The sequence below is a fragment of the Anaerotruncus sp. DFI.9.16 genome, from assembly GCF_024461615.1.
In the GTDB taxonomy this organism is placed as follows: domain Bacteria; phylum Bacillota; class Clostridia; order Oscillospirales; family Ruminococcaceae; genus Anaerotruncus; species Anaerotruncus massiliensis.
The window spans coordinates 12796-32807 of record NZ_JANFZX010000020.1; the positions used below are offsets into that span (position 1 = coordinate 12796).

General features: G+C 63.5%; 20 protein-coding genes. 15 read left to right on the plus strand and 5 right to left on the minus strand.

What is annotated here, in order from left to right:
* Window positions 1-122 precede the first annotated feature (122 nt).
* Window positions 123-983 (plus strand): hypothetical protein, encoded by an 861-nt coding sequence (locus tag NE609_RS09465; protein WP_256152375.1) that lies wholly within the window; start codon window positions 123-125, stop codon window positions 981-983.
* 121 nt (window positions 984-1104) lie between these two features.
* Window positions 1105-2028 (plus strand): YitT family protein, encoded by a 924-nt coding sequence (locus tag NE609_RS09470; protein ID WP_121586488.1) that lies wholly within the window; start codon window positions 1105-1107, stop codon window positions 2026-2028.
* Between the two features lie 47 nt (window positions 2029-2075).
* On the opposite strand, the gene NE609_RS09475 is transcribed toward NE609_RS09470, so the two are convergent.
* A complete protein-coding gene (locus NE609_RS09475; protein ID WP_256152376.1) occupies window positions 2076-4415 on the minus strand; it encodes a diguanylate cyclase domain-containing protein in 2340 nt (779 codons plus the stop codon).
* Between the two features lie 207 nt (window positions 4416-4622).
* Between NE609_RS09475 and NE609_RS09480 the strand changes: the two genes are divergently transcribed.
* The 9 genes from NE609_RS09480 (at window position 4623) to NE609_RS09520 (ending at window position 12961) form a co-directional block, all read left to right on the plus strand.
* Window positions 4623-5015 carry a hypothetical protein gene (locus NE609_RS09480; RefSeq protein ID WP_256152377.1) on the plus strand — a complete coding sequence of 131 codons (393 nt, stop codon included), beginning with the start codon at window positions 4623-4625 and terminating at the stop codon, window positions 5013-5015.
* A gap of 80 nt (window positions 5016-5095) precedes the next feature.
* Window positions 5096-6364: a DUF1576 domain-containing protein gene (locus NE609_RS09485; RefSeq protein WP_256152378.1), complete on the plus strand. Its 1269-nt coding sequence runs from the start codon at window positions 5096-5098 to the stop codon at window positions 6362-6364.
* Between the two features lie 14 nt (window positions 6365-6378).
* Window positions 6379-6732, plus strand: a complete 354-nt coding sequence (locus NE609_RS09490) for a hypothetical protein (RefSeq protein ID WP_121586491.1) — start codon at window positions 6379-6381, stop codon at window positions 6730-6732.
* A gap of 226 nt (window positions 6733-6958) precedes the next feature.
* The gene (locus tag NE609_RS09495) at window positions 6959-8143 is read left to right on the plus strand and encodes an acetyl-CoA C-acetyltransferase (protein ID WP_256152379.1); all 1185 of its coding nucleotides are present in this window, start codon (window positions 6959-6961) and stop codon (window positions 8141-8143) included.
* A gap of 88 nt (window positions 8144-8231) precedes the next feature.
* Window positions 8232-9008, plus strand: coding sequence for an enoyl-CoA hydratase-related protein (locus tag NE609_RS09500; RefSeq protein ID WP_121586493.1), 777 nt, complete (start codon window positions 8232-8234; stop codon window positions 9006-9008).
* 35 nt (window positions 9009-9043) lie between these two features.
* Window positions 9044-9883: a 3-hydroxybutyryl-CoA dehydrogenase gene (locus NE609_RS09505; RefSeq protein ID WP_121586494.1), complete on the plus strand. Its 840-nt coding sequence runs from the start codon at window positions 9044-9046 to the stop codon at window positions 9881-9883.
* A 102-nt stretch (window positions 9884-9985) separates the two neighbouring features.
* The gene (locus NE609_RS09510) at window positions 9986-11125 is read left to right on the plus strand and encodes an acyl-CoA dehydrogenase (RefSeq protein WP_121586495.1); all 1140 of its coding nucleotides are present in this window, start codon (window positions 9986-9988) and stop codon (window positions 11123-11125) included.
* Between the two features lie 16 nt (window positions 11126-11141).
* The gene (locus NE609_RS09515) at window positions 11142-11924 is read left to right on the plus strand and encodes an electron transfer flavoprotein subunit beta/FixA family protein (RefSeq protein WP_101551557.1); all 783 of its coding nucleotides are present in this window, start codon (window positions 11142-11144) and stop codon (window positions 11922-11924) included.
* Between the two features lie 17 nt (window positions 11925-11941).
* Window positions 11942-12961 (plus strand): electron transfer flavoprotein subunit alpha/FixB family protein, encoded by a 1020-nt coding sequence (locus NE609_RS09520; RefSeq protein WP_256152380.1) that lies wholly within the window; start codon window positions 11942-11944, stop codon window positions 12959-12961.
* A 54-nt stretch (window positions 12962-13015) separates the two neighbouring features.
* On the opposite strand, the gene NE609_RS09525 is transcribed toward NE609_RS09520, so the two are convergent.
* Entirely contained in the window at window positions 13016-13732 is a 717-nt protein-coding gene (locus NE609_RS09525) for an MBL fold metallo-hydrolase (RefSeq protein WP_256152381.1), read from the minus strand.
* Window positions 13733-13926: 194 nt separating this feature from the next.
* Here NE609_RS09525 and NE609_RS09530 point away from each other — a divergent pair, with 194 nt between their 5' ends.
* On the plus strand, window positions 13927-15519 hold the full coding sequence (locus tag NE609_RS09530; RefSeq protein WP_101551535.1) for a peptide chain release factor 3: 1593 nt from the start codon (window positions 13927-13929) through the stop codon (window positions 15517-15519).
* Between the two features lie 110 nt (window positions 15520-15629).
* Here the strand turns inward: NE609_RS09530 and NE609_RS09535 are convergent, their stop codons facing one another.
* Window positions 15630-16055: an Rrf2 family transcriptional regulator gene (locus tag NE609_RS09535; RefSeq protein ID WP_101551533.1), complete on the minus strand. Its 426-nt coding sequence runs from the start codon at window positions 16053-16055 to the stop codon at window positions 15630-15632.
* A 147-nt stretch (window positions 16056-16202) separates the two neighbouring features.
* Here NE609_RS09535 and NE609_RS09540 point away from each other — a divergent pair, with 147 nt between their 5' ends.
* The 3 genes from NE609_RS09540 (at window position 16203) to NE609_RS09550 (ending at window position 17951) form a co-directional block, all read left to right on the plus strand.
* Window positions 16203-16727, plus strand: coding sequence for a nitroreductase (locus NE609_RS09540; protein ID WP_101551531.1), 525 nt, complete (start codon window positions 16203-16205; stop codon window positions 16725-16727).
* 339 nt (window positions 16728-17066) lie between these two features.
* Window positions 17067-17552: an RNA polymerase sigma factor gene (locus NE609_RS09545; protein WP_158595599.1), complete on the plus strand. Its 486-nt coding sequence runs from the start codon at window positions 17067-17069 to the stop codon at window positions 17550-17552.
* Between the two features lie 123 nt (window positions 17553-17675).
* Window positions 17676-17951, plus strand: coding sequence for a hypothetical protein (locus NE609_RS09550; protein WP_101551527.1), 276 nt, complete (start codon window positions 17676-17678; stop codon window positions 17949-17951).
* Between the two features lie 81 nt (window positions 17952-18032).
* Here NE609_RS09550 and NE609_RS09555 read toward each other — a convergent pair whose 3' ends face one another.
* The gene (locus NE609_RS09555) at window positions 18033-19331 is read right to left on the minus strand and encodes a cell wall metabolism sensor histidine kinase WalK (RefSeq protein ID WP_256152382.1); all 1299 of its coding nucleotides are present in this window, start codon (window positions 19329-19331) and stop codon (window positions 18033-18035) included.
* A complete protein-coding gene (locus tag NE609_RS09560; protein ID WP_256152383.1) occupies window positions 19324-20004 on the minus strand; it encodes a response regulator transcription factor in 681 nt (226 codons plus the stop codon). The genes NE609_RS09555 and NE609_RS09560 overlap by 8 nt, the downstream gene beginning before the upstream one ends.
* Window positions 20005-20012 lie beyond the last annotated feature (8 nt).

Sequence of the window (20012 nt, forward strand, 5' to 3'; positions counted from 1 at the left end):
GCCGCCCGCGGGGGGAGCTCCACCCGGCTCGTTATCACAATGGGGGAACCGTTTTCGCCCTTCTGGATGGCAAATTATATAAAATAAGGAATATTTTTACATTTAAGAAAGAAGGCGTCACCATGTTAAAGCATCTCAAATCCACCCTCGCATCCCTGCTCGCGGCCGCGCTGCTCGTCTCCGCCCTGGCCGTCCCCGCCGCCGCCGACACGGGCGCGGCGAAGGATACGAGCTTCAACCATGACATCGAACAGGTGCAGGACATCCAGGTCATCAACCGCGAGCTGCACGCCAGCTACGCTGTCACGAACCAGAACGACCGCGCCGCGATCATCAGCGCGCTGAACGCGCTCACCGTCGCGCCCATGAGGAAGGAGCGCGGCGAGGAGGACGGCCTGCGGCTGCTGACCGTGCTGATGACGAACGGCGACCGCTACAACTACTGGTGTTATGAGGACGACGTCCTTCAGTCGGACGGAGGCTGGCAGGCGAACGGCAGGCAGCTTGACGGCCTCTATGCCGCAATGTCCCGCTGCCAGCAGACATACCCGGCGAACATCGAGTGGCTCGGCTACATGAACCCCTACCGCGTCACCAAGGCGGAGCTTTCGGGTGCCGTATTGGACGGCGACGTGGTTATAGAAAAGAGCGCCTCCTACGATTCCGCCGCGTCCCAGGCGCAGCGCGACAAGATCCTGGACCTCTGCGCCAAGCTGAAAAACGTCAAGGTCGGCACGGTTCGGCGGTTCAATGGGGACGGGATGGAAAAGGCGCGGACGGACGGCGCCTACCGGATTTCCATGAGCTTTGAGGACGGCAAAAAGGACTATTACGCGCTCCAGATTCCGAACAGCCTTACCGACGGGAAGGGCGAAATCTGGATTTCGGTGGACAGCATCGGCTACGACCTCTGCTACACCGCCAACGACGCGGCGCTCCTGAAGGAGCTGACCGACACGCTCGCCTCGCTGCTTTCGAACTGACCGTTTTTCCGGGCGAAAAGCCCCGCCGTCCGGCGGGGCTTTTGCGCATTATCAGGCGGAACTTCACATTTCCCAAAAATCCGGGTAGAATAATAGGGTACGGATGAAAGGGGGAAGCGCCATGTGGAGGGCGAAGAGCGCCTGGGGGGAACGGTTGACCGATCTGGCCTTTTTTTTGGCGGGCAGCCTGCTTTACGGGGTGTCGGTCAATATGTTCACCGCGCCCAACCATATCGCGCCGGGCGGGCTGACGGGCCTTTCGACCCTGGTCAACTACCTGTTCGGAACGCCGATCGGCACAGTGATCTTCCTGATGAACATCCCGCTGTTCGTGTGGGCGGTATCGTCGGTGGGCTACAAGCTCGTGGTCAAGACGGTCGCGGCGACGCTGCTGTCCTCGGCGGCCATCGACCTGATGAGCCTTGTGATCCGGCCCTATCTCGGCAACGAAATCCTCGCGGCGGTGTTCGGCGGGGTGGCTGAGGGCTTCGCGCTCTCGCTCATCTTCATGCGCGGCGGCACGACGGGCGGCACCGACCTGATCGCGCGCCTGCTCGGTCGGCATTTCCGTCACATCTCGATGGCAAAGCTCATGATGTGCATCGACATCCTCATCGTCGCCCTGTCGGGGATCGTCTACCGCAGCCTTGAGAGCGCGATGTACGCGCTGATCGTCATCTTCGTCGCGACCAAGCTGATCGACACGGTGCTCTACGGCACCGACGTGGGCACGGGAAAGATGCTCTACATCATTTCGGACAGAAACGAGGAGATCGCGCGCCAGATCCTCGGCGACCTCGACCGCGGGGTGACCTTCCTCAAGTCGCGGGGCGGCTACAGCGGCCGGGAGGGGGAGCTGCTCCTCTGCGCGGTGCGCCGCTATGAGGTGTGCAAGGCGGGCGACATCGTGCGGTCGATCGACCCGAACGCGTTCGTGATCGTGGGGGACGCGGGAGAGATTTCGGGGGAGGGTTTCCGGGAGCACGCCCCGTCCGACCTGACGCTGGCCGACCTGCTCCGCCGGGCGCGCAAAAAACAGGCATGACAGAAAAGGGACGCCCGCGGGCGTCCCTTTTTGATACCGGTTTCCGCTCAGGAGCGGCCGGCCTCCTTGTAGGCGGTGATGTCCACGCAGGACATGAGGCAGACGCTCTGCCCGTCGACCCAGGTCATGCGCGAGGCGGTGGCGCTCGTCCATACGGACAGCTTGGTGTTGTGGAGCTCCATCGTGCAGCTTCCCGCGCCGGTGCGGTCCATCTCGCGCATCGGGCATTGCGGGCAGGGCGCACGGTTTCCCCAGAAGGCCTCGTAGCAGCACGCGCCGACCTCCGCTCCGGGCACCAGTTCGAGGGTCTTCCGGTTGATGTAGAGCAGCCGGTGGTCCCCGCCGATGACGTAAGTCCACAGGTTCTGGTGGTCGAGCACCGCGCGGGTGACCCGGAAGGACTCGGCCAGCTTTTCCTGCGTGCGCCATTTGATCAGGAAGGTGCTGAGGATTTTGGAGATGAAGGTGAGGGTATCGATCTCCTCCTGCGTCCAGAATCGCTGGGCGCTGCATTCGTCGAAGCCGACGTACCCCGAAAACACGCCGTCGTTTTTGAGGGCGCATTGGAGCATCGAATGGATATTCTGGACCGCGAGGGTGTCGTGGAGCCCCTTCACGGTGAGCCGGGAGATGTCGTCGCAGTAGAAGACGCCGTCCTCATTGAAGTTGGCGGCATAGTCGCCGATCAGGGAATAGGGGACCTGCTGAAGGTTGTCAATCTGGGGGGAGACGCCCTCGTTGCACCATTCAAAGGTGTTGTTACAGGCGAGCCCGTCCTCGGTGTCCTCGAATATGTAGGCGCGGCTCACGTCGAAATGCCGCCCCACGATCGCGAGAATCGCGTTTACCGCCTTGTTGATGTCGTCCGAATCGTAGAGGATTTGGAAGATGTATTCCGCGATATGCTCGGTGAAGGATTTGCGCCCGGCGTCCGGTTCCCTCCCGCGCCGCGTGCCGGACGGGAGGAAGGGGTCGCCGCCGCCGTCGTAGAACTGGCAGCGGTCCTTGCCGAGCTTTTTGGCGCTGTAAAGGGCGCTGTCCGCCTTCTCGAAGAGGGCGCGGTAGTCGCCGCCGTCGCGCGGGCAGAGGGCGATGCCGATGCTGCCCGAGATCGCGTGCCCGGCGTTGTGCCCGGCGAGGGTGCTGCGGAAGGCGTTGAGGACCGCCCCGGCCTTTTCGCCGATGACCTCCTCGTCGTCCGCGCCCTTGAGGAAGACGACGAACTCGTCCCCGCCGATCCGCCCGACGATGTCGGTGGACCGGAACAGCTGGGTGATCCGCTCCGAGACGTCGCGCAGCACGGCGTCGCCGAGCAGGTGGCCGAGGTGGTCGTTGACCGCCTTGAAGTCGTCGATGTCGATGATGAAGAGGGCGCCCGAGGCGGCGGGGCCGCTCTTTTCGAGGAAGCGGTTGACCATGACCTCGGTGTAGCGCCTGTTGTAGAGCCCGGTCAGCGGATCGCGGCGCGACTGGTCCTTGAACTCCTGCTCCCGGCGCTTGTCCCGGTCGATGTCCTTGATGCTGCCGATCAGCCGACGGTACTTCCCGTCGGAGCCGCGGATGGGGACGAGGGTGATGCGCACCCAGGTGTAGTGCCCTTCGCCGTCGAGGGTGCGGTATTCGGCCGAGAGGGCGGTCTCCCCATCGTCGAAGGCCTGGCGGACCCGCTCGGACGACAGGCTTTCGCGGAGGCGGTCGCGGTCCTCGGGGTACACGTGGGGGAAATCGTCGTCCGGCAGGAACCCCGCCGGGTTCTTGCCGCCGAGGTAAAGGGCGCTGTTGGCGGTGACCAGCCCGTTGGAGGCGTTGTATTCAAACACAAGGTCGCTCGTGGCCTCGAGCGCGAAGCGGTAGCGGGTCTCGTCGGCCCTGCGCTCGTCGTTGAGCCGTTCTAGCTCGGCGGTTTTTTCCGCGATCTTCTTCTTGAGCAGGGCGTTGCTCTGCTCGGTGAGGCTCTTGGTGAAGAACTCGCCCTCCCGCTGGTAGCGGTCGGGGACCGAGTGGTGCAGGTGCAGCACGGAGAAATTTCCGTCCTGCAGGCGGCAGACCCCCGAAAACCGGGTGTTGAGGTCCGCGACGACGCGGTCCTGCCCGCCGCTCTCCTCCCGCGCGCGGATGGTGCCGAAGGTGAGGAAGAGATCGTCGGAGAGCTGCCGGGCGCGGTAATCCTCGCCGACGATGGAAAAATGCCCGCTCCACTCCTGGGACTCCGCGCCGAGCATCCGTACGGCGTCGCCGAGGCTGAGGCAGAGCTCCCCCTCGCCGGTGCCGATCCAGGTGACCTCCTCGTCAAAAGACCGGATGATCCCGGAATAATCGCGGGCCTCCAGGTAGTCGTGCCAGACGCCGCGCACGAATTCGGCGGCGCGCGTCTCCAGATCGTTCATCGGAATTCCTCCCTCCAGGAAAACGTCCGGACCGCGGTCCGGACAAAACAGCTGTCATAATATTACCATATCTTTATAAAAAAGGCCAGAGCTTATGATCGAAATTCTGGAAAGGACGCATTTTTCATCCGCCGGGCGGTCCTTGCAACGAAAGCCGGGACATGTTACACTGCAAAATAGGATTACTTCGGAAAGGATGATCACCGGATGGACTGGTTTCGGCGGATGATGCCGGGCAGGCGGGGGATCGACGGACTGGGCTGGGCGCTGCTGGCCGGCGCGGCGGTTTCGATGGCCCTACGCCGCGCGACGGGGTTTCGGCTCTTCTGGACGCTGGCATTTGTGCTGCTGGCGGTCTTTTTCCTGCGTTTTTTCTCGCGGGACGCGGGGCGCCGCTATGAGGAGAACCGGCGTTTTATGGCGCTGTGGCGGCCGCTGGCGCGCCGCTTTTCCTCCTGGGCGGACGCCCTGCGGGACGCGCGGGCCCACCGGCGTTTCCGCTGCCCCTCCTGCGGGCAGAAGGTGCGTGTGCCGCGCGGGAAGGGGAAGATCTGCATCACCTGCCCGCGATGCCGGGCGGAATTCGTCCGGCGGACGTGAAAATTTACAGAATATTCGCCTTTCCACCGGCACGCGTATGTTAAAATGAGCTGAGACACCGGAGATGGAGGGAGAAGGGTTTGGACCGATTGCTGACCTATCGCCCGGAGCGGCAGGGACGCTATCTCTTTTGGGCGATGACCGCCTTCGCACTGGCGCTGATCGGCTTCGGGCTGCTGTGGGACACGCCCGCGGGCGTCGTTTCGGGCATCTGGAAGATCATCCGCACCCAGGCGGGGCTGATCACCGATTCGATCAGCGTCGGCGGCATGGGGGCCGCGTTTGTCAACGCGGGCCTGGTGACGCTGCTGTCGATCGGCATCCTGCGAGCCGTCCGGATGAACTTTTCGGGCATCAGCGTGGCGAGCCTCTTTTTGATGGCCGGGTTCTCCCTATTCGGCAAGGACGTCTGGAACATCTTCCCGATCATTTTCGGCGGATGGCTCTATTCCCGCTATAAGCGGGAGCATTTCGGCCGCTACGTCTACATCTCCCTCTTCGGCACGGCGCTCGCGCCCGTGGTCTCGGAGATCGTCACCGTCGGCCGCGAACGGGACAAGCTGCTCTGGTACCTGCTCGGGGTCGGCATCGGCGTGGCCGTCGGCTTTCTGCTGCCCGCCGTCGCCTCCTTCACACTGCGGGTGCACCAGGGCTATAACCTCTATAACGTCGGCTTTACGGCGGGGCTGATCGGCATGGTGCTCGCCTCCTTTTTTAAATCCTTCGGGCACACCTTCGAGGCGCGCCTCGCGTGGAGCACCGGCAACAACCTGCCGCTCGCCGCTTTTCTGTTCGGTCTGTTCGCCCTGATGGCGCTGGCGGGCTTCTGGTGGAACGGACGCAGCTTCCGGGACGTCGCGCGCATCACCCGCCATTCGGGCCGCCTCGTGGCCGACTTCGTCCAGCTCGACGGACTGCCCGTGACGCTCATCAACATGGGAATCATCGGCGCGGCCGCCACCGTTTACGTGCTGGTGGTGGGCGGCGACCTCAACGGGCCGACCATCGGCGGCATCTTTACGATCTGCGGGTTCGGCGCGTTCGGCAAGCATCTCAAGAACATCATCCCCGTCGTGCTCGGCGTGGTGATCAGCTCCTTCTTTATGGTGTGGTCGCTGAACGAGCCCAACGTTTTGCTGGCGGCCCTCTTTGCGACGGGGCTCGCCCCCATCGCGGGGCAGTTCGGCTGGCAATGGGGGATCGCCGCGGGCGTGATCCATGCCTCGGTGGTGCTCAACACCGGCTTCCTGCACGGGGGGCTCAATCTCTACAACAACGGTTTTTCGGCGGGGCTCGTGTGCATCGTGCTGGTACCGCTCATCGAGGCGCTGCGCCGGGACCGGGAATAACGGGGGGAATCGATATGGAGGCCACGGCAAGAAAGATGACGAAAGTGATCGACGAGCTGATCGTGTTCTTTTTCAGCGTCGGCTCGGATGGGGTGCGGATGGATTTGCGCAAGCTGGAGGACGGCTACGAGCTCTCGCTCAAAAGCCGGTACGACCCGGCGGAGCGCAAGAAGGTGAACGACCTCGACCGCTTCCTCAACCAGGCGGAGAAAAACGAGGGGCTCGAGGAGTTCTTCTGGCAGCTCGCGGGGGTGAGCGGGCTGGGACAGGACAGCGAGCTGCACCTGATCGGGCAGATGGTCGACTGCCGTAGGCTGGAGATCGGCGCCGACACGGTGGAGCTCACGCTTTTTAAGCGCAGGGAATGACCTGAATTTCCCTTTCAAACCCGCATGGACAGGGGCCTTTGGGCCGTTTGTTTCAAAAGTGCATAAAAGCGGTTTCGGGCGAGGGGGGAGATTTAGACAAACTCATAAAAATCGTGAAAAGTTTGTTAAAAATATAGCAATTTCAAAACCCTTGTAGTATACTGATAATCGAAGGGCCGGTCCGGCCCCAAACCTGAGAATTTCAAGAAAAATCGGAGGCGTCAACATGTCAAAGGAAATCGTATTGGCCGGTGCCTGCCGCACCGCAATCGGCAAAATGGGCGGTTCCCTCACGGGTGTCCCCGCCGCGCAGCTCGGTGCTATCGTGATCAAGGAAGCCCTCAACCGCGCGGGCGTGAAACCCGAGCAGGTTGACGAAGTCTTTATGGGCTGCGTGCTTCAGGCCGCGCAGGGCCAGAACGTCGCGCGCCAGGCCGCCCTCAAGGCCGGCCTTCCCATCGAGGTCCCCGCGCAGACGCTGAACATCGTCTGCGGCTCCGGCCTCAAGTGCGTCAACCTCGCGGCCGCGATGATCGCTTCTGGCGAGGCGGACATCATCGTCGCCGGCGGCATGGAGAACATGTCCGCGACCCCCTTCGCGCTCGACAAGGCGCGCTACGGCTACCGCATGAACGACGGCAAGCTGATCGACTGCATGATCAAGGACTCCCTCTGGGACGCTTTCAATAACTACCATATGGGCATCACCGCGGAGAACGTCGCCGAGAAATATGGCATCACCCGCGAGATGCAGGACGAGTTCGCCGCGTCCAGCCAGCAGAAGTGCGAGGCCGCCCGCAAGGCCGGCAGGTTCAAGGACGAGATCGTCCCGGTCCCCATCAAGGTCAAGAAGGAGACCGTCCTCTTCGACACCGACGAGTTCCCCCGCGACGGCGTGACCGCCGAGGGCATCGCCAAGCTGCGCCCGGCCTTTAAGGAGGGCGGCACGGTGACCGCCGCCAACGCCTCGGGCATCAACGACGGCGCCGCCGCGATCGTCGTCATGAGCGCCGACAAGGCCAAGGAGCTCGGCATCAAGCCGATGGCCAAATGGGTCGCCGGCGCGACCGCGGGCGTCGATCCCTCCATCATGGGCATCGGACCCGCCTTCTCCACCAAGAAGCTGTTTGACAAGACCGGCCTCACGATCGACCAGATGGACCTCATCGAGGCGAACGAGGCGTTTGCCGCGCAGTCGCTGGCCGTGGGCATCGAGCTCGGCTGGGACGCCTCCAAGGTCAACGTCAACGGCGGCGCGCTCGCGCTGGGCCACCCGGTGGGCGCCTCCGGCTGCCGCATCCTCGTCACCCTGCTGCACGAGATGAAGAAGCGCGGCTCCAAGCTGGGGCTCGCGACCCTCTGCATCGGCGGCGGCATGGGCTGCTCGACGGTTGTCGAAAATATCCAGTAACAGGGAAAATCAGTTTCAGGCATCCGGGTCTCCGGGTGCCTGAAAGCTGTGCAAAAGCGAAAATACACACAGGAACGGAGGCAAAAACTTGAGTTACGTCACCTACGAACAGAGGGGCTTCGTCGGCGTGGTCACCATCGACAAGCCCAAGGCGCTCAACGCGCTGAACAGCGAGGTGCTCGGCGATCTCGAGAAGGTCGTCGACGCGATCGACGTGGACGCGACCCGCTGCGTCATCATCACCGGCGCGGGGGAGAAGGCGTTCGTCGCGGGCGCGGACATCGCCGAGATGTCCGGGCTCACCAAGGCCGAGGGCAAGGCGTTCGGCAAGAAGGGCAACGACATCTTCCGCAAGATTGAGACGCTGCCCGTGCCGGTCATCGCGGCGGTCAACGGCTTCGCGCTCGGCGGCGGCTGCGAGCTGGCCATGAGCTGCGACATCCGCATCGCTTCGGAGAACGCGGTGTTCGCACAGCCGGAGGTTTCGCTCGGCATCACCGCCGGCTTCGGCGGCACCCAGCGGCTGGCCCGCACGATCGGCGTGGGCAAGGCCAAGGAGCTTCTCTACACCACGAGCAAGGTGAAGGCTCCCGAGGCGCTCGCGCTCGGGCTCGTCAACTACGTCGTCCCGCTGGAAAGCCTGATGGACGAGGCGATGAAGCTGGCCGAGAAGATCGCCCGCAACGCGCCGATCGCGGTGCGCGCCACCAAGAAGGCGATCAACGACGGCCTGCAGGTCTCGATCGACGAGGGGATCGCGATCGAGGAGGAGCTGTTCGGCAGCTGCTTCGAGACGCAGGACCAGCAAAACGCGATGAAGGCGTTTGTGGCGAAGGAGAAGCCCGCCCCGTTCGAGAACAGGTAATGTAATCCTGATATTTACATATGGAGGTAACTGAAATGAAAGTTGGCGTTATCGGCGCGGGAACGATGGGTTCCGGCATCGCGCAGGCATTCGCGGTCACTGATGGCTACGAGGTCGTGCTCTGCGACATCACCGAGGAATTTGCCGCGGGCGGCAAGAAGAAGATCGAGAAATCCCTCACCAAGCTCGTCTCCAAGGGCAAGATGGAGCAGGAGAAGGCGGACGCGATCCTGGCGAAGATCACCACCGGGCTCAACGACAAGGTGGCCGACTGCGACCTGGTCGTCGAGGCGGCGCTCGAGAAGATGGACCTCAAGAAGGAGCTCTTCGCGAAGCTGCAGACGATCTGCAAGAAGGACGCGATCTTCGCGTCCAACACCTCCTCCCTCTCCCTGACCGAGATGTCCCAGGGGCTTGACCGCGCGATCGTGGGCATGCACTTCTTCAACCCCGCGCCCGTCATGAAGCTGGTCGAGGTCACCGCCGGCCTGCACACCGCTCCCGAGACGGTTGAAAAGATTGTCGCCATCTCCAAGGAGATCGGCAAGACCCCGGTTGAAGTCAAGGAGGCCCCCGGCTTCGTCGTCAACCGCATCCTCATCCCGATGATCAACGAGGCGATCGGCATCTACGCCGAGGGCGTCGCGTCGGTCGAGGGCATCGACTCCGCCATGCAGCTCGGCGCGAACCACCCGATGGGCCCGCTCGCGCTCGGCGACCTGATCGGCCTGGATGTCTGCCTCGCGATCATGGAAGTGCTCTACAACGAGTTCGGCGATCCGAAATACCGCCCGCATCCGCTGCTCCGCAAGATGGTCCGCGGCGGCACGCTCGGCCGCAAGACCGGCAAGGGCTTCTACGACTACTCCAGGTAAATCCGCTCCCGCTCCGCAGGCCGCGCGGCGCATCCAATGTGCCGCGCGGCTTGGCGCGGGCAGCTTTCGCAGGAAATATAAACATATTAGGGAGGAACTTGCATGGACTTCGTACTCAGCAAAGAGCAGGAGATGGCAAGACAGCTTTTCCGTGACTTCGCGGAAAAGGAAGTGAAGCCCCTTGCTCAGGAAGTGGATGAGGAAGAGCGCTTCCCGGCCGAGACGGTCGCGAAGATGCAGAAATTCGGTTTTATGGGCATCCCGTTCCCGAAGGAGCTGGGCGGCCAGGGCTGCGACACGCTGACCTACGCGATGTGCGTCGAGGAGCTGTCGAAGGTCTGCGCCACGACGGGCGTCATCGTGTCGGCGCACACCTCGCTCGGCTGCGACCCGATCAAAAAGTACGGAACCCCCGCGCAGATCGAAAAATACCTCGTCCCGATGGCGCAGGGTAAAAAGCTCGGCGCGTTCGGCCTCACCGAGCCGGGCGCCGGCACCGACGCCTCCGGCCAGCAGACCAAGGCGGTGCTCGACGGCGACCACTATGTGCTCAACGGCTCCAAGATCTTCATCACCAACGCCGGCCAGGCGGACGTGTACGTCATCTTCGCGATGACCGATAAATCCAAGGGCAACCACGGCATTTCGGCGTTCATAGTCGAAAAGGAGTTCCCCGGCTTCTCGATCGGCAAGAAGGAGCTCAAGATGGGTATCCGCGGCTCCTCCACCTGCGAATTGATCTTTGAAAACTGCATCGTCCCGAAGGAGAACCTCCTCGGACAGGAGGGCAAGGGCTTCGGCATCGCAATGGGCACCCTCGACGGCGGCCGCATCGGCATCGCCGCGCAGGCGCTGGGCATCGCGCAGGGCGCGTTTGACGAGACGGTCAAATACGTCAAGGAGCGCAAACAGTTCGGCCGCCCGATCTCGGCGTTCCAGAACACCCAGTTCCAGCTTGCGGACATGAAGGCCAAGATCGAGGCCGCCCGTCTGCTCGTCTACAGCGCCGCGGTGGCCAAGGACACCAAAAAGCGCTTCTCGGTCGACGCCGCGATGGCCAAGCTGTTCGCCGCCGAGACCGCGATGGAAGTCACCACCAAGTGCGTGCAGCTCTTCGGCGGTTACGGCTATACGAGGGATTACCCCGTGGAGCGCATGATGCGCGACGCGAAGATCACGGAGATCTACGAGGGCACCAGCGAGGTCCAGCGTATGGTCATTTCCGGATCGTTCTTGAAGTAGAAGGGAGTTGCAGGAATTGAAAGTAGTCGTTTGCATTAAGCAGGTCCCGGATACCAACGAGGTCAAGCTCGATCCGGTGACCGGAACGCTGATCCGTGAAGGCGTCCCCAGCATCATCAACCCGGACGACAAGGCCGGCCTCGAGGCCGCGCTGCGTCTCAAGGACCAGTACGGCGCGCATGTCACCGTCATTTCGATGGGCCCGCCGCAGGCCGACCTGGCGCTGCGCGAGGCGCTGGCGATGGGCGCGGACGAGGCGATCCTCGTCACCGACCGCGCGTTCGGCGGCGCGGACACCTGGGCGACCTCGTCGACCATCGCGTCCGCCATCGAGAACCTCGAGTACGACCTCATCATCACCGGCCGCCAGGCGATCGACGGCGACACCGCCCAGGTCGGCCCGCAGATCGCGGAGCATCTGGGCCTGGCCAACATCAGCTATGCCGAGGACCTCAAGGTCGAGGATGGCTATGTGATCGTCAAGCGGCAGTACGAGGACCGCTACCACATCCTCAAGGCGAAAATGCCCTGCCTGATCACCGCGCTCAGCGAGCTGAACGAACCCCGTTACATGACCCCGGGCGGCATCTTCGACGCCTACCGTGAGAAAGAGGTCAAGGTGTGGACCCGTCCCGACCTCAAGGTCGACGACGGCAACATCGGCCTCAAGGGTTCCCCGACGCGGGTCTTCAAGTCGTTCACCAAGGCCGTCAAGGGCAAGGGCACCGTCGTGACCCTCGACCCGCAGGAGTCGGCCAACTGGCTGGTCGACAGGCTCAAAGAAAAATTCATTCTGTGAGGAAAGTGGTGAACGAAATGGCTGTTTCTGATTATAAAGGCGTATTTATCTTCGCACAGCAGGTCGACAACAAGATCACCGGCGTTTCCTATGAGCTGATCGGCAAGGGCAAGCAGCTCGCCGCCGACCTCGGCGACGAGGTGACCGCGGTCCTGCTGGGCCATCAGGTGACCGACCTTGCCAAAAAGCTCGCGCGCTACGGCGCCGACCGCGTGATCGTTGTGGACGATCCTGCGCTTGAGACCTATATGACTGAGCCGTACGTCGAGGCGATGTACGAGGTCATCCAGGCGAAAAAGCCCGCCGTCGTCCTCTACGGCGCGACCGCGATCGGCCGCGACATGGCCCCGCGCGTCTCCGCGCGCGTGCACACCGGCCTGACCGCCGACTGCACCGGGCTCGAGATCGACCCCGAGACCCAGAACCTCATGATGACCCGTCCGGCGTTCGGCGGTAACATCATGGCGACGATCCTCTGCCCCGACCACCGTCCGCAGATGGCGACGGTCCGCCCGGGCGTGATGCAGCGCATCTCCCCGATCGACGGCGCCGAGTGCCCGGTCGAGAAGTTCGAGGTCCCGAACCTCGACTCCCGCAAGAATGTCGAGATCCTCGAGGTGATCAAGAAGGTCAGCGAGAAGATGGACATCCAGGACGCGAAGGTGCTCGTTTCGGGCGGCCGCGGCATGGGCTGCCCCGAAAACTTCAAGCTGCTTGAAGAGCTCGCCGACGAGCTCGGCGGCACCATCTCCTCCTCCCGCGCCTGCGTCGACGCCGGCTGGGTCGAGAAGGACCGCCAGGTCGGCCAGACGGGCAAGACCGTCCGCCCGAACCTGTACATCGCCTGCGGCATCTCCGGCGCCATCCAGCATCTCGCCGGCATGGAGGAGAGCGACATCATCATCGCCATCAACAAGGACCCCTCCGCCCCGATCTTCGAGGTCGCGGATTACGGCGTGGTCGGCGACGTCTGCAAGATCGTGCCCCTCTTCACCGAGGAGATCCGCCGCGTGCGCACCCAGAAGGCGAACGCCTGATTTTTCCCGCGAATCAAAAGGGGCCCCTTCCGTTCGGAAGGGGCCCCTTTATCGTCATCTTTTCTCCACGCCCTCCAGATAGCCGAAGAGGTCCGCGCGGGACAGCGGCGGGCAGTGGCCGCCGACGGCGACCGTGAAGTCGAGCGCGCGCAGGCTGGAAATCAGCCGCTCGGTGGCCGCGCGGGGATAGTGGGGTTCCCCGTGGTGCATGTCCTCGCAGTACGCATCCCCAAGGAAAAGCACGCCCTCTTCGGGGATGAGCGCGGTGACGCAGTCGTCCGAGTGGGGCCCTCCCACCCGCAGGAGCCGGCAGGAGCATCCGCCGGGGAGGAGGTCCAGCCGGTCCTCAAAGAGGAGGTCGGCGGGCCGCAGGGCGATTTTGCCGCGGTCGGGATATTCCCGGCGGATCATCTCGTCGCAGAAGAGGATATCCTCGCCGGCGCGCAGCCGTTCGGCCATCGAAGCGTCGTCCCACTTCCACCCGAGCATTCGTTCGAGCATCCGCCCGGTGCGGGAACAGGCGGCGGCCGCCGCGTCGAGCCCCGGAAGTCCGAAGGTGTGGTCCCAGTGCCAGTGGGTGAGCGCCACGAACCGGGGCCTCGGAAGCCCGGCCCCGCGCAGCTCCTCCAGGAGGAGGGCGGCGTGCGCGGGGGAGTTGCCCGCGTCGATCATCACCGAAAACCGGTCGCCCCGCAGGTAGCCGAGGCAGGGCCGGTCGGTGGCGGGGTCGCAGGGCAAAAAAAAGACGCGGTCGGTCAGCTGCTGCAACATGAGAATCCCCCTTCGTGTCTGATACCGCCATTATACAACATGTCCGGCCCGCCCGGCAACCTCGCACCGCGCGTTTTGCCGCGGGGGAAGCCGTCCGCCGGCAGACACGGAATTTCCCGGTATGTATTGCGCGCGGCGGGCAAAAATGGTAATATAACAAAGTTAGAGCATACGGAGATTTTGGAGGAATTCGATTGGCAGACATCAGAAACGAAATTGAACGGCGGCGGACCTTTGCGATCATCTCGCACCCGGACGCCGGTAAGACCACGCTGACGGAAAAGTTCCTGCTGTACGGCGGGGCGATCCAGCTCGCGGGCGCGGTCAAGGGAAAGAAAAACGCCCGCCACGCGGTGAGCGACTGGATGGAGATCGAAAAGCAGCGCGGCATCTCGGTGACCTCGTCGGTCATGCAGTTCAACTACGAGGGCTACTGCATCAACATCCTCGACACGCCGGGACACCAGGACTTCTCGGAGGACACCTACCGCACGCTGATGGCGGCGGACAGCGCGGTGATGGTGATCGACGCGGCCAAGGGCGTCGAGGCGCAGACGCGCAAGCTCTTCAAGGTCTGCCTGCTGCGGGATATCCCGATCTTCACCTTTGTCAACAAGATGGACCGGGAGGCGCGCAACCCGTTCGACCTGATGGAGCAGATCGAACAGGAGCTGGGCATCCGCACCTACCCGGTCAACTGGCCGATCGGCTGCGGCAGGGAATTCAAAGGGGTCTACGACCGCCACAAGCGGGAGATCATCTCCTTTTTGGGGGACGGCACCGCCAACGGGGTGCGTCAGGTGGAAAAGGTCGAGCTCTCGATGTCGGACGCGCGACTGGGCGAGATGCTCGGCGAGAGCCTGCGGGAAACGCTGGTGGACGACGTGGAACTGCTTGACGGCGCCTCCTACGAATTCGATATGGACGAGGTGCGCCACGGAAAGCTCTCGCCCGTGTTTTTCGGTTCCGCGCTCACCAATTTCGGCGTCGAGCCGTTTTTGGAGGACTTCCTCAAGATGACCACGCCGCCCCTGCCGCGCGGGAGCAGCGAGGGGGAGATCGATCCGTTCGATCCCGGCTTCTCGGCGTTCGTCTTCAAAATCCAGGCGAACATGAACAAGGCCCACCGCGACCGCGTGGCGTTTATGCGGATCTGTTCGGGGGAGTTCGACAAGACGCAGGAGTATTACCACGTCCAGGGGGAGCGGAAGATCAAGCTCTCCCAGCCCCAGCAGCTGATGGCGCAGGACCGCGAGATCATCGACAGGGCCTACGCGGGGGACATCATCGGCGTGTTCGACCCGGGCGTTTTTTCCATCGGGGACACGATCTGCACGGCGAACCGCAAGTTTGAGTTCGCGGGCATCCCGACCTTCGCGCCCGAGCACTTCGCGCGCATCCGCCAGACCGACACCCTCAAGCGCAAGCAGTTCGTCAAGGGTACGACGCAGATCGCCCAGGAGGGCGCCATCCAGATCTTCCACGAGCCGAACACCGGCATGGAGGAGGTCATCGTCGGCGTGGTCGGCGTGCTCCAGTTCGAGGTGCTCGAGTACCGCCTCAAAAACGAGTACGGCGTGGACATCCGCCGCGACGGGCTCTCCTACCAGTATATCCGCTGGATCGAAAACGAGGAGTTCGACCCCAAACAGCTCGACATCTCCTCCGACACCAAGCTGGTCCAGGATTTTAAGGACCGCTACCTGCTCCTCTTCACCGACGAGTGGAACATCCGCTGGGCGCAGGAGCACAACAAATGGCTCGAGCTCTCCGAGTTCGGGCGCTGACGGAACCAACCGGACCTTTCGGGGGGGGGGGGGGGGGGGGGGGGGGGGGGGGGGGGGGGGGGCCCGTCGTTTTCTTCCTCCCAATGGAGGGCGTTTACATACGGCGGGATCTATTTGATAGCGTCCCATTCCCGCAAAAGCTGCTCCAAGGACACGGCCGACAGTTCGTCTTTCATCGCCCGGAGGGCTTTGTCGACATGGGGATTCAAAATCTCCTTGAAGGAGCACCCGACCCGGCATTCCTTGGAGATGTTCTGGTGAAAGGTAAACAGCTCGTCCGCGTGGTCTCCCTCCACGGCCGTATAGACGTCCCACAGGTTGATTTCATCGGGGGCCTTTGCCAGTTTGGTTATGCCGCGCCCCGTGGAAATCTGCAGCAGGCCGGCGGTCTTCAGCTTCCCGAAAATCTGGCGGATGAGAACGGGGTTGGCGCCGGTGCTCTCCGAGATCATTTCGCTCGTCATTTTCCGGTCCGGGTTTATCATGATGAGCATCATGGTGTGGATCGCCACGGTAAACTGCGTATTCATCTTCATGCTTCCCGGCCCCCTTGCGCCCGACTAAAAACAGTATACCGCCACAGCCCGCGGAAGTCAATCGTAGCTATTGACACTACAAAATAAAGGTGCTATATTGATTGTTGTCAGATCAGCTGTAATTCAATCTGCAAAGGAGCGTCTGCCATGAAAAAAGAAGCCTTGGAAGTGTTGAAAAATCGCCGTTCGATCCGTAAATTCCAGTCCCGGCAGATTTCGGCGGAAGAGCTGGACACGGTTCTGGAAGCCGGCACCTACGCGCCTACCGCCGGCGGCAGGCAGGCCCCGGTGATCGTCGCCGTTCAGGACGCGGAGACGGTTGCGGCGCTGGACGCCATGAACGCAAAGGTTATGGGAAACGCATCCGCGCATCCCTATTACGGCGCGCCGACCATTCTGCTCGTGATGGCGCCGGAAGAGGACGCGCAGGGGGAGTTGGACTGCTCGGCGATCGGCGGCAACCTGCTGAACGCCGCCTATGCCGTCGGGCTCGGGTCCTGCTGGATCCACCGCAGCAAGGAGATGTTCGAATCGGAGGAGGGCAAGGCGCTCCTCAAAAAATGGGGCCTGCCCGAAACCATGCGGAGCGTTTGCTCGATTGCGCTCGGCTATGCCGACTGCCCGCACCCGGACGCCGCGCCCAGGAAATCCGGCTACATCATCAAAGTCTGACCCGCCCAAGCCGGAACCGAAGCATCGAAAAAAGGAGACTGCCGCGATCTCTGCGGCAGTCTCCTTTTTCTGTCTGATCCGTAAGGAGCGGAGGGGAATTTTGTGCGACCGGCTTGACATCCGGGGAAATATGGTGTATCATAGTACTAATATCACTAGTACAGCGGTACAGTATTTCCCGGGAAGCCGGGGAAGCCGCGCAAACCGGGCGCAGGCCCGCCCCGGAATTGCGTCCGCTTTGAAAAATTTCCCTCTGAAGAGTGTCCCATATCCATGGGAAATATGGTTAAAGAGATAGAACCATTTACCAGGCGGGAAAACCGGAAGGAGGGACGCAAGATGAAGCGGCAGCCGATGGGCAAACAGCAGTTTGACCGGCTTTACGGGCGTTTTCTGCCCCAGCTTTACCGTGCGGCCCTCTACCTGCTTGGGGACGGCAAAGCCGCCGCCCGCGCGGCGGGGGAGGCGTTCACCCGGACGGCCGCGTCGGCCTGCACGGCGGACGAGCGGGCCTTCGCGGTCGAGGCGGCGCGCCGCCTGTGCAAGATGTGCGAGCGGGCCGACCGGGGACTTGGCGGCTATTCCTCCGCGCTGGCGGAGGAGGTGGACGGGCGCGGCGCCGCGCTGCTCGAACAGCTGGGCGGGCTTGGCTTCGAGGACCGGGAGCTGGTCGTCCTGTCGGCGGTGCAGAACTTCTCGGTCTGCGAGATCGCGCGCATCCTGGGGATGTCCGAATGGGCGGCCGGCATGCGCCTGCGCCGCGCGGTGGAAAAGGTCTGTGCCTGCGTGGGGCAGCCGGTCGCGGCGGGCCAGCAGATTTCATAAAATATAGATAAAAAGTTTGTGCGGTTTTTCGGAAGGTTTTTTTACAAAAACTGTCCGAATTTGGCCGCGCGGATCGTTATGATAGGTAGAAAGGCCACAGTGACTGGAAAGGAGGCCGCCGGAATGAAAAAACTGCTTGCAGATCATGTCCTCTCCTGGTGCTCGCTGATCCTCGGATGTCTCGCCCTGCTGATCGCGGGGGGACTGCTCCTCGGAGGGTGCGGCGCGGACCGTTCGGAATACCAGGACGTCGTCGACCAGGTGAACGCCAAATACCACGAACAGCTTTCGGTCGACCTCGACCACGTCGACATCACGCCCGAGCAGCTGCGCGCGCACCTCGAAGCGGTCGCGCAGAGCCGCCGGGAGGCCATCCCCGCGGCGGACGCCGCCGTCTGATTGCTTTCTCCTCCCTTTCCTGGGTAAATAATCTCCTAATTCTCCAAAACAAAGGGCGCACCGGAAGGTGCGCCCTTTGTTTTATTCCGGATTCCCGCCCGGCAGCGAAAGGGTGAAGGTCGCGCCGCCGCCCGGCGTGTCGCCGGCTGTGAGCCTGCCCCGGTGGAGCGCGGCGATCTCCCGCGCGATCGACAGCCCCAGCCCGTAGTGCTCGCGGCCGCTGCGGGCCTTGTCGGCGCGGTAGAAGCGGTCGAAGACGCGCGCCTTTTCCGCGTCGGGGATGCCGGGGCCGTCGTCGGCCACGCGGATGGAAAACCACCCGCGTTTCCACCCGGCGGAGAGCACGACCCTGCCGCCCTCTCCGGCGTAGCTGACGGCGTTGTCCACCAGGATCGAGAGCACCTGCCGGATGCGCTGCTGGTCGCAGCGGCAGCGGGGTAGGGTCTCCTCGGGCAGCGAGACGGAGATGCGGATCTGCTTTTCCGCGGCAGCGGGCTCGAACCATTCGGCCGCGTCGAGCAGGAGGGTTTCGAGGTCCGTCTCCTCCTTCTGGATCGACCAGCTGCTGTTGTCGGCGCTGGCGAGCATGAGCATGTCGTCGACCAGCCGGGACATGCGGGAGCACTCCTGCGAGATCGTCTGGGCAAAGCGGTCGGCCTGCTCGGGGGAGGCGCGCCGCATGACCGACGCGCTCGTGCCGATGACCGCGAGGGGGGCGCGCAGCTCGTGGGAGGCCGCCGAGACGAACTCCATCTGCCTTCGGCGGCTCTCCTCGACCGGACGGATGGCGAACTTGACGAAAAACCACCAGAAGATGGAGAGCAGCAGCACGGCGGCGGCCGAAAGCCCGGTGAACGCCCAGCTCAGGCGGGCGGTCTGGGCCTGCTCGGGCGCCTTGGGCTTGACGAGGGCGAGGGAGACCCACCCGCCGGGGATCGGCACCGACGCGACGGCGGCGTGACAGGCGCCGAGGGAGGGGTCGGCGTAGGAGAAGGAGAGGGTGCGGGGGTGCAGCTGGGTGTCGGGGGGCTTGTTTGCGTCGAAGCCGAAGCGGTCGAGCGCCGCCTGCTTGACCCGGTCGGAGACCTCCTGGCGGAAGGGCGCGGTCCAGCTTCCACGGTAGAGCAGCGGCCTGCCCGCGTCCTCGATGCAAAGCAGTAGGCCGCCCGCCTCCGTCTGGGAAAGCCAGGTGTGGTCGAGGACGCGCTGGCTGCCCAGGTGGCTGAGGACGGCGGAGAGATCGCTCGCAAAGGACTCGTCCGCCCGCTGGCGGAGCTGGTAGGCGGAGATCTGGAAGGAGGAGACCGCCATGCCGATAAGGATGACGCTGGTGATGAGGGCGCACACGACGGTGAGCCGGACGCGCAGCCGTTTAAACATCGCCTTCCTCCAACCGGTAGCCGACGCCGCGCACCGTCTGGATGAGGATGCGGCTACCGACCGAGCGGAGCCTGCGGCGCAGGAAGTGGATATAGTTGTCGAGGTTGCCGTCCTCCACGCCCGCGTCCGGCCCCCATACCCGGGTGAGCAGCACGGCGCGCGGCAGGGTTTGGCCGGGGTTCTTGAGCAGGGTTTCGAGCAGGGCGGCCTCCCGCTTGGAGAGGGCGCAGCCGCCCGACGAGCCGCGCAGGGATTTTTTGGCGGCGTCGAAGACGACGTCGCCGTATTCGGTCACGTCGGAGCTCTCCCAGCGGCGGGGGCGGCGGCACATGGCGCGCACCCGCGCGAGCAGCTCCTCCACGGCGAACGGCTTGACGAGGTAGTCGTCCGCGCCCGCGTCGAGCCCTTCGACCCGCTGGCCGATGCTGCCCAGCGCGGTGACGAGCAGGACGGGGGTGGCAATCCCGCCGGAGCGGAGCTTGCGCAGGACGGTGACGCCGTCCATGACCGGGAGCATCCGGTCGAGCAGGATGAGGTCGTGCGCGCCCTCCCGGGCCCAGCGCAGGCCGTCGTCGCCGTCGTGGCAGACGTCGACCTCGAACCCCTCCTCGTTCAGCGCGAAGGCGACCGCCTCGCACAGCTTCACATCGTCCTCTACGAGCAGAATCCGCATATCGATAT

What these genes read in the sequence shown, in the direction of transcription:
- NE609_RS09465 (WP_256152375.1), top strand. Translation starts at nt 123, where the DNA reads ATGTTAAAGCATCTCAAATCCACCCTCGCATCCCTGCTCGCGGCCGCG.
- NE609_RS09555 (WP_256152382.1), bottom strand. Translation starts at nt 19,331, where the DNA reads ATGTTTAAACGGCTGCGCGTCCGGCTCACCGTCGTGTGCGCCCTCATC.
- NE609_RS09550 (WP_101551527.1), top strand. Translation starts at nt 17,676, where the DNA reads ATGAAAAAACTGCTTGCAGATCATGTCCTCTCCTGGTGCTCGCTGATC.
- NE609_RS09490 (WP_121586491.1), top strand. Translation starts at nt 6,379, where the DNA reads ATGGAGGCCACGGCAAGAAAGATGACGAAAGTGATCGACGAGCTGATC.
- NE609_RS09560 (WP_256152383.1), bottom strand. Translation starts at nt 20,004, where the DNA reads ATGCGGATTCTGCTCGTAGAGGACGATGTGAAGCTGTGCGAGGCGGTC.
- NE609_RS09505 (WP_121586494.1), top strand. Translation starts at nt 9,044, where the DNA reads ATGAAAGTTGGCGTTATCGGCGCGGGAACGATGGGTTCCGGCATCGCG.
- NE609_RS09535 (WP_101551533.1), bottom strand. Translation starts at nt 16,055, where the DNA reads ATGAAGATGAATACGCAGTTTACCGTGGCGATCCACACCATGATGCTC.
- NE609_RS09475 (WP_256152376.1), bottom strand. Translation starts at nt 4,415, where the DNA reads ATGAACGATCTGGAGACGCGCGCCGCCGAATTCGTGCGCGGCGTCTGG.
- NE609_RS09495 (WP_256152379.1), top strand. Translation starts at nt 6,959, where the DNA reads ATGTCAAAGGAAATCGTATTGGCCGGTGCCTGCCGCACCGCAATCGGC.
- NE609_RS09470 (WP_121586488.1), top strand. Translation starts at nt 1,105, where the DNA reads ATGTGGAGGGCGAAGAGCGCCTGGGGGGAACGGTTGACCGATCTGGCC.
- NE609_RS09545 (WP_158595599.1), top strand. Translation starts at nt 17,067, where the DNA reads ATGAAGCGGCAGCCGATGGGCAAACAGCAGTTTGACCGGCTTTACGGG.
- NE609_RS09510 (WP_121586495.1), top strand. Translation starts at nt 9,986, where the DNA reads ATGGACTTCGTACTCAGCAAAGAGCAGGAGATGGCAAGACAGCTTTTC.
- NE609_RS09480 (WP_256152377.1), top strand. Translation starts at nt 4,623, where the DNA reads ATGGACTGGTTTCGGCGGATGATGCCGGGCAGGCGGGGGATCGACGGA.
- NE609_RS09525 (WP_256152381.1), bottom strand. Translation starts at nt 13,732, where the DNA reads ATGTTGCAGCAGCTGACCGACCGCGTCTTTTTTTTGCCCTGCGACCCC.
- NE609_RS09520 (WP_256152380.1), top strand. Translation starts at nt 11,942, where the DNA reads ATGGCTGTTTCTGATTATAAAGGCGTATTTATCTTCGCACAGCAGGTC.
- NE609_RS09540 (WP_101551531.1), top strand. Translation starts at nt 16,203, where the DNA reads ATGAAAAAAGAAGCCTTGGAAGTGTTGAAAAATCGCCGTTCGATCCGT.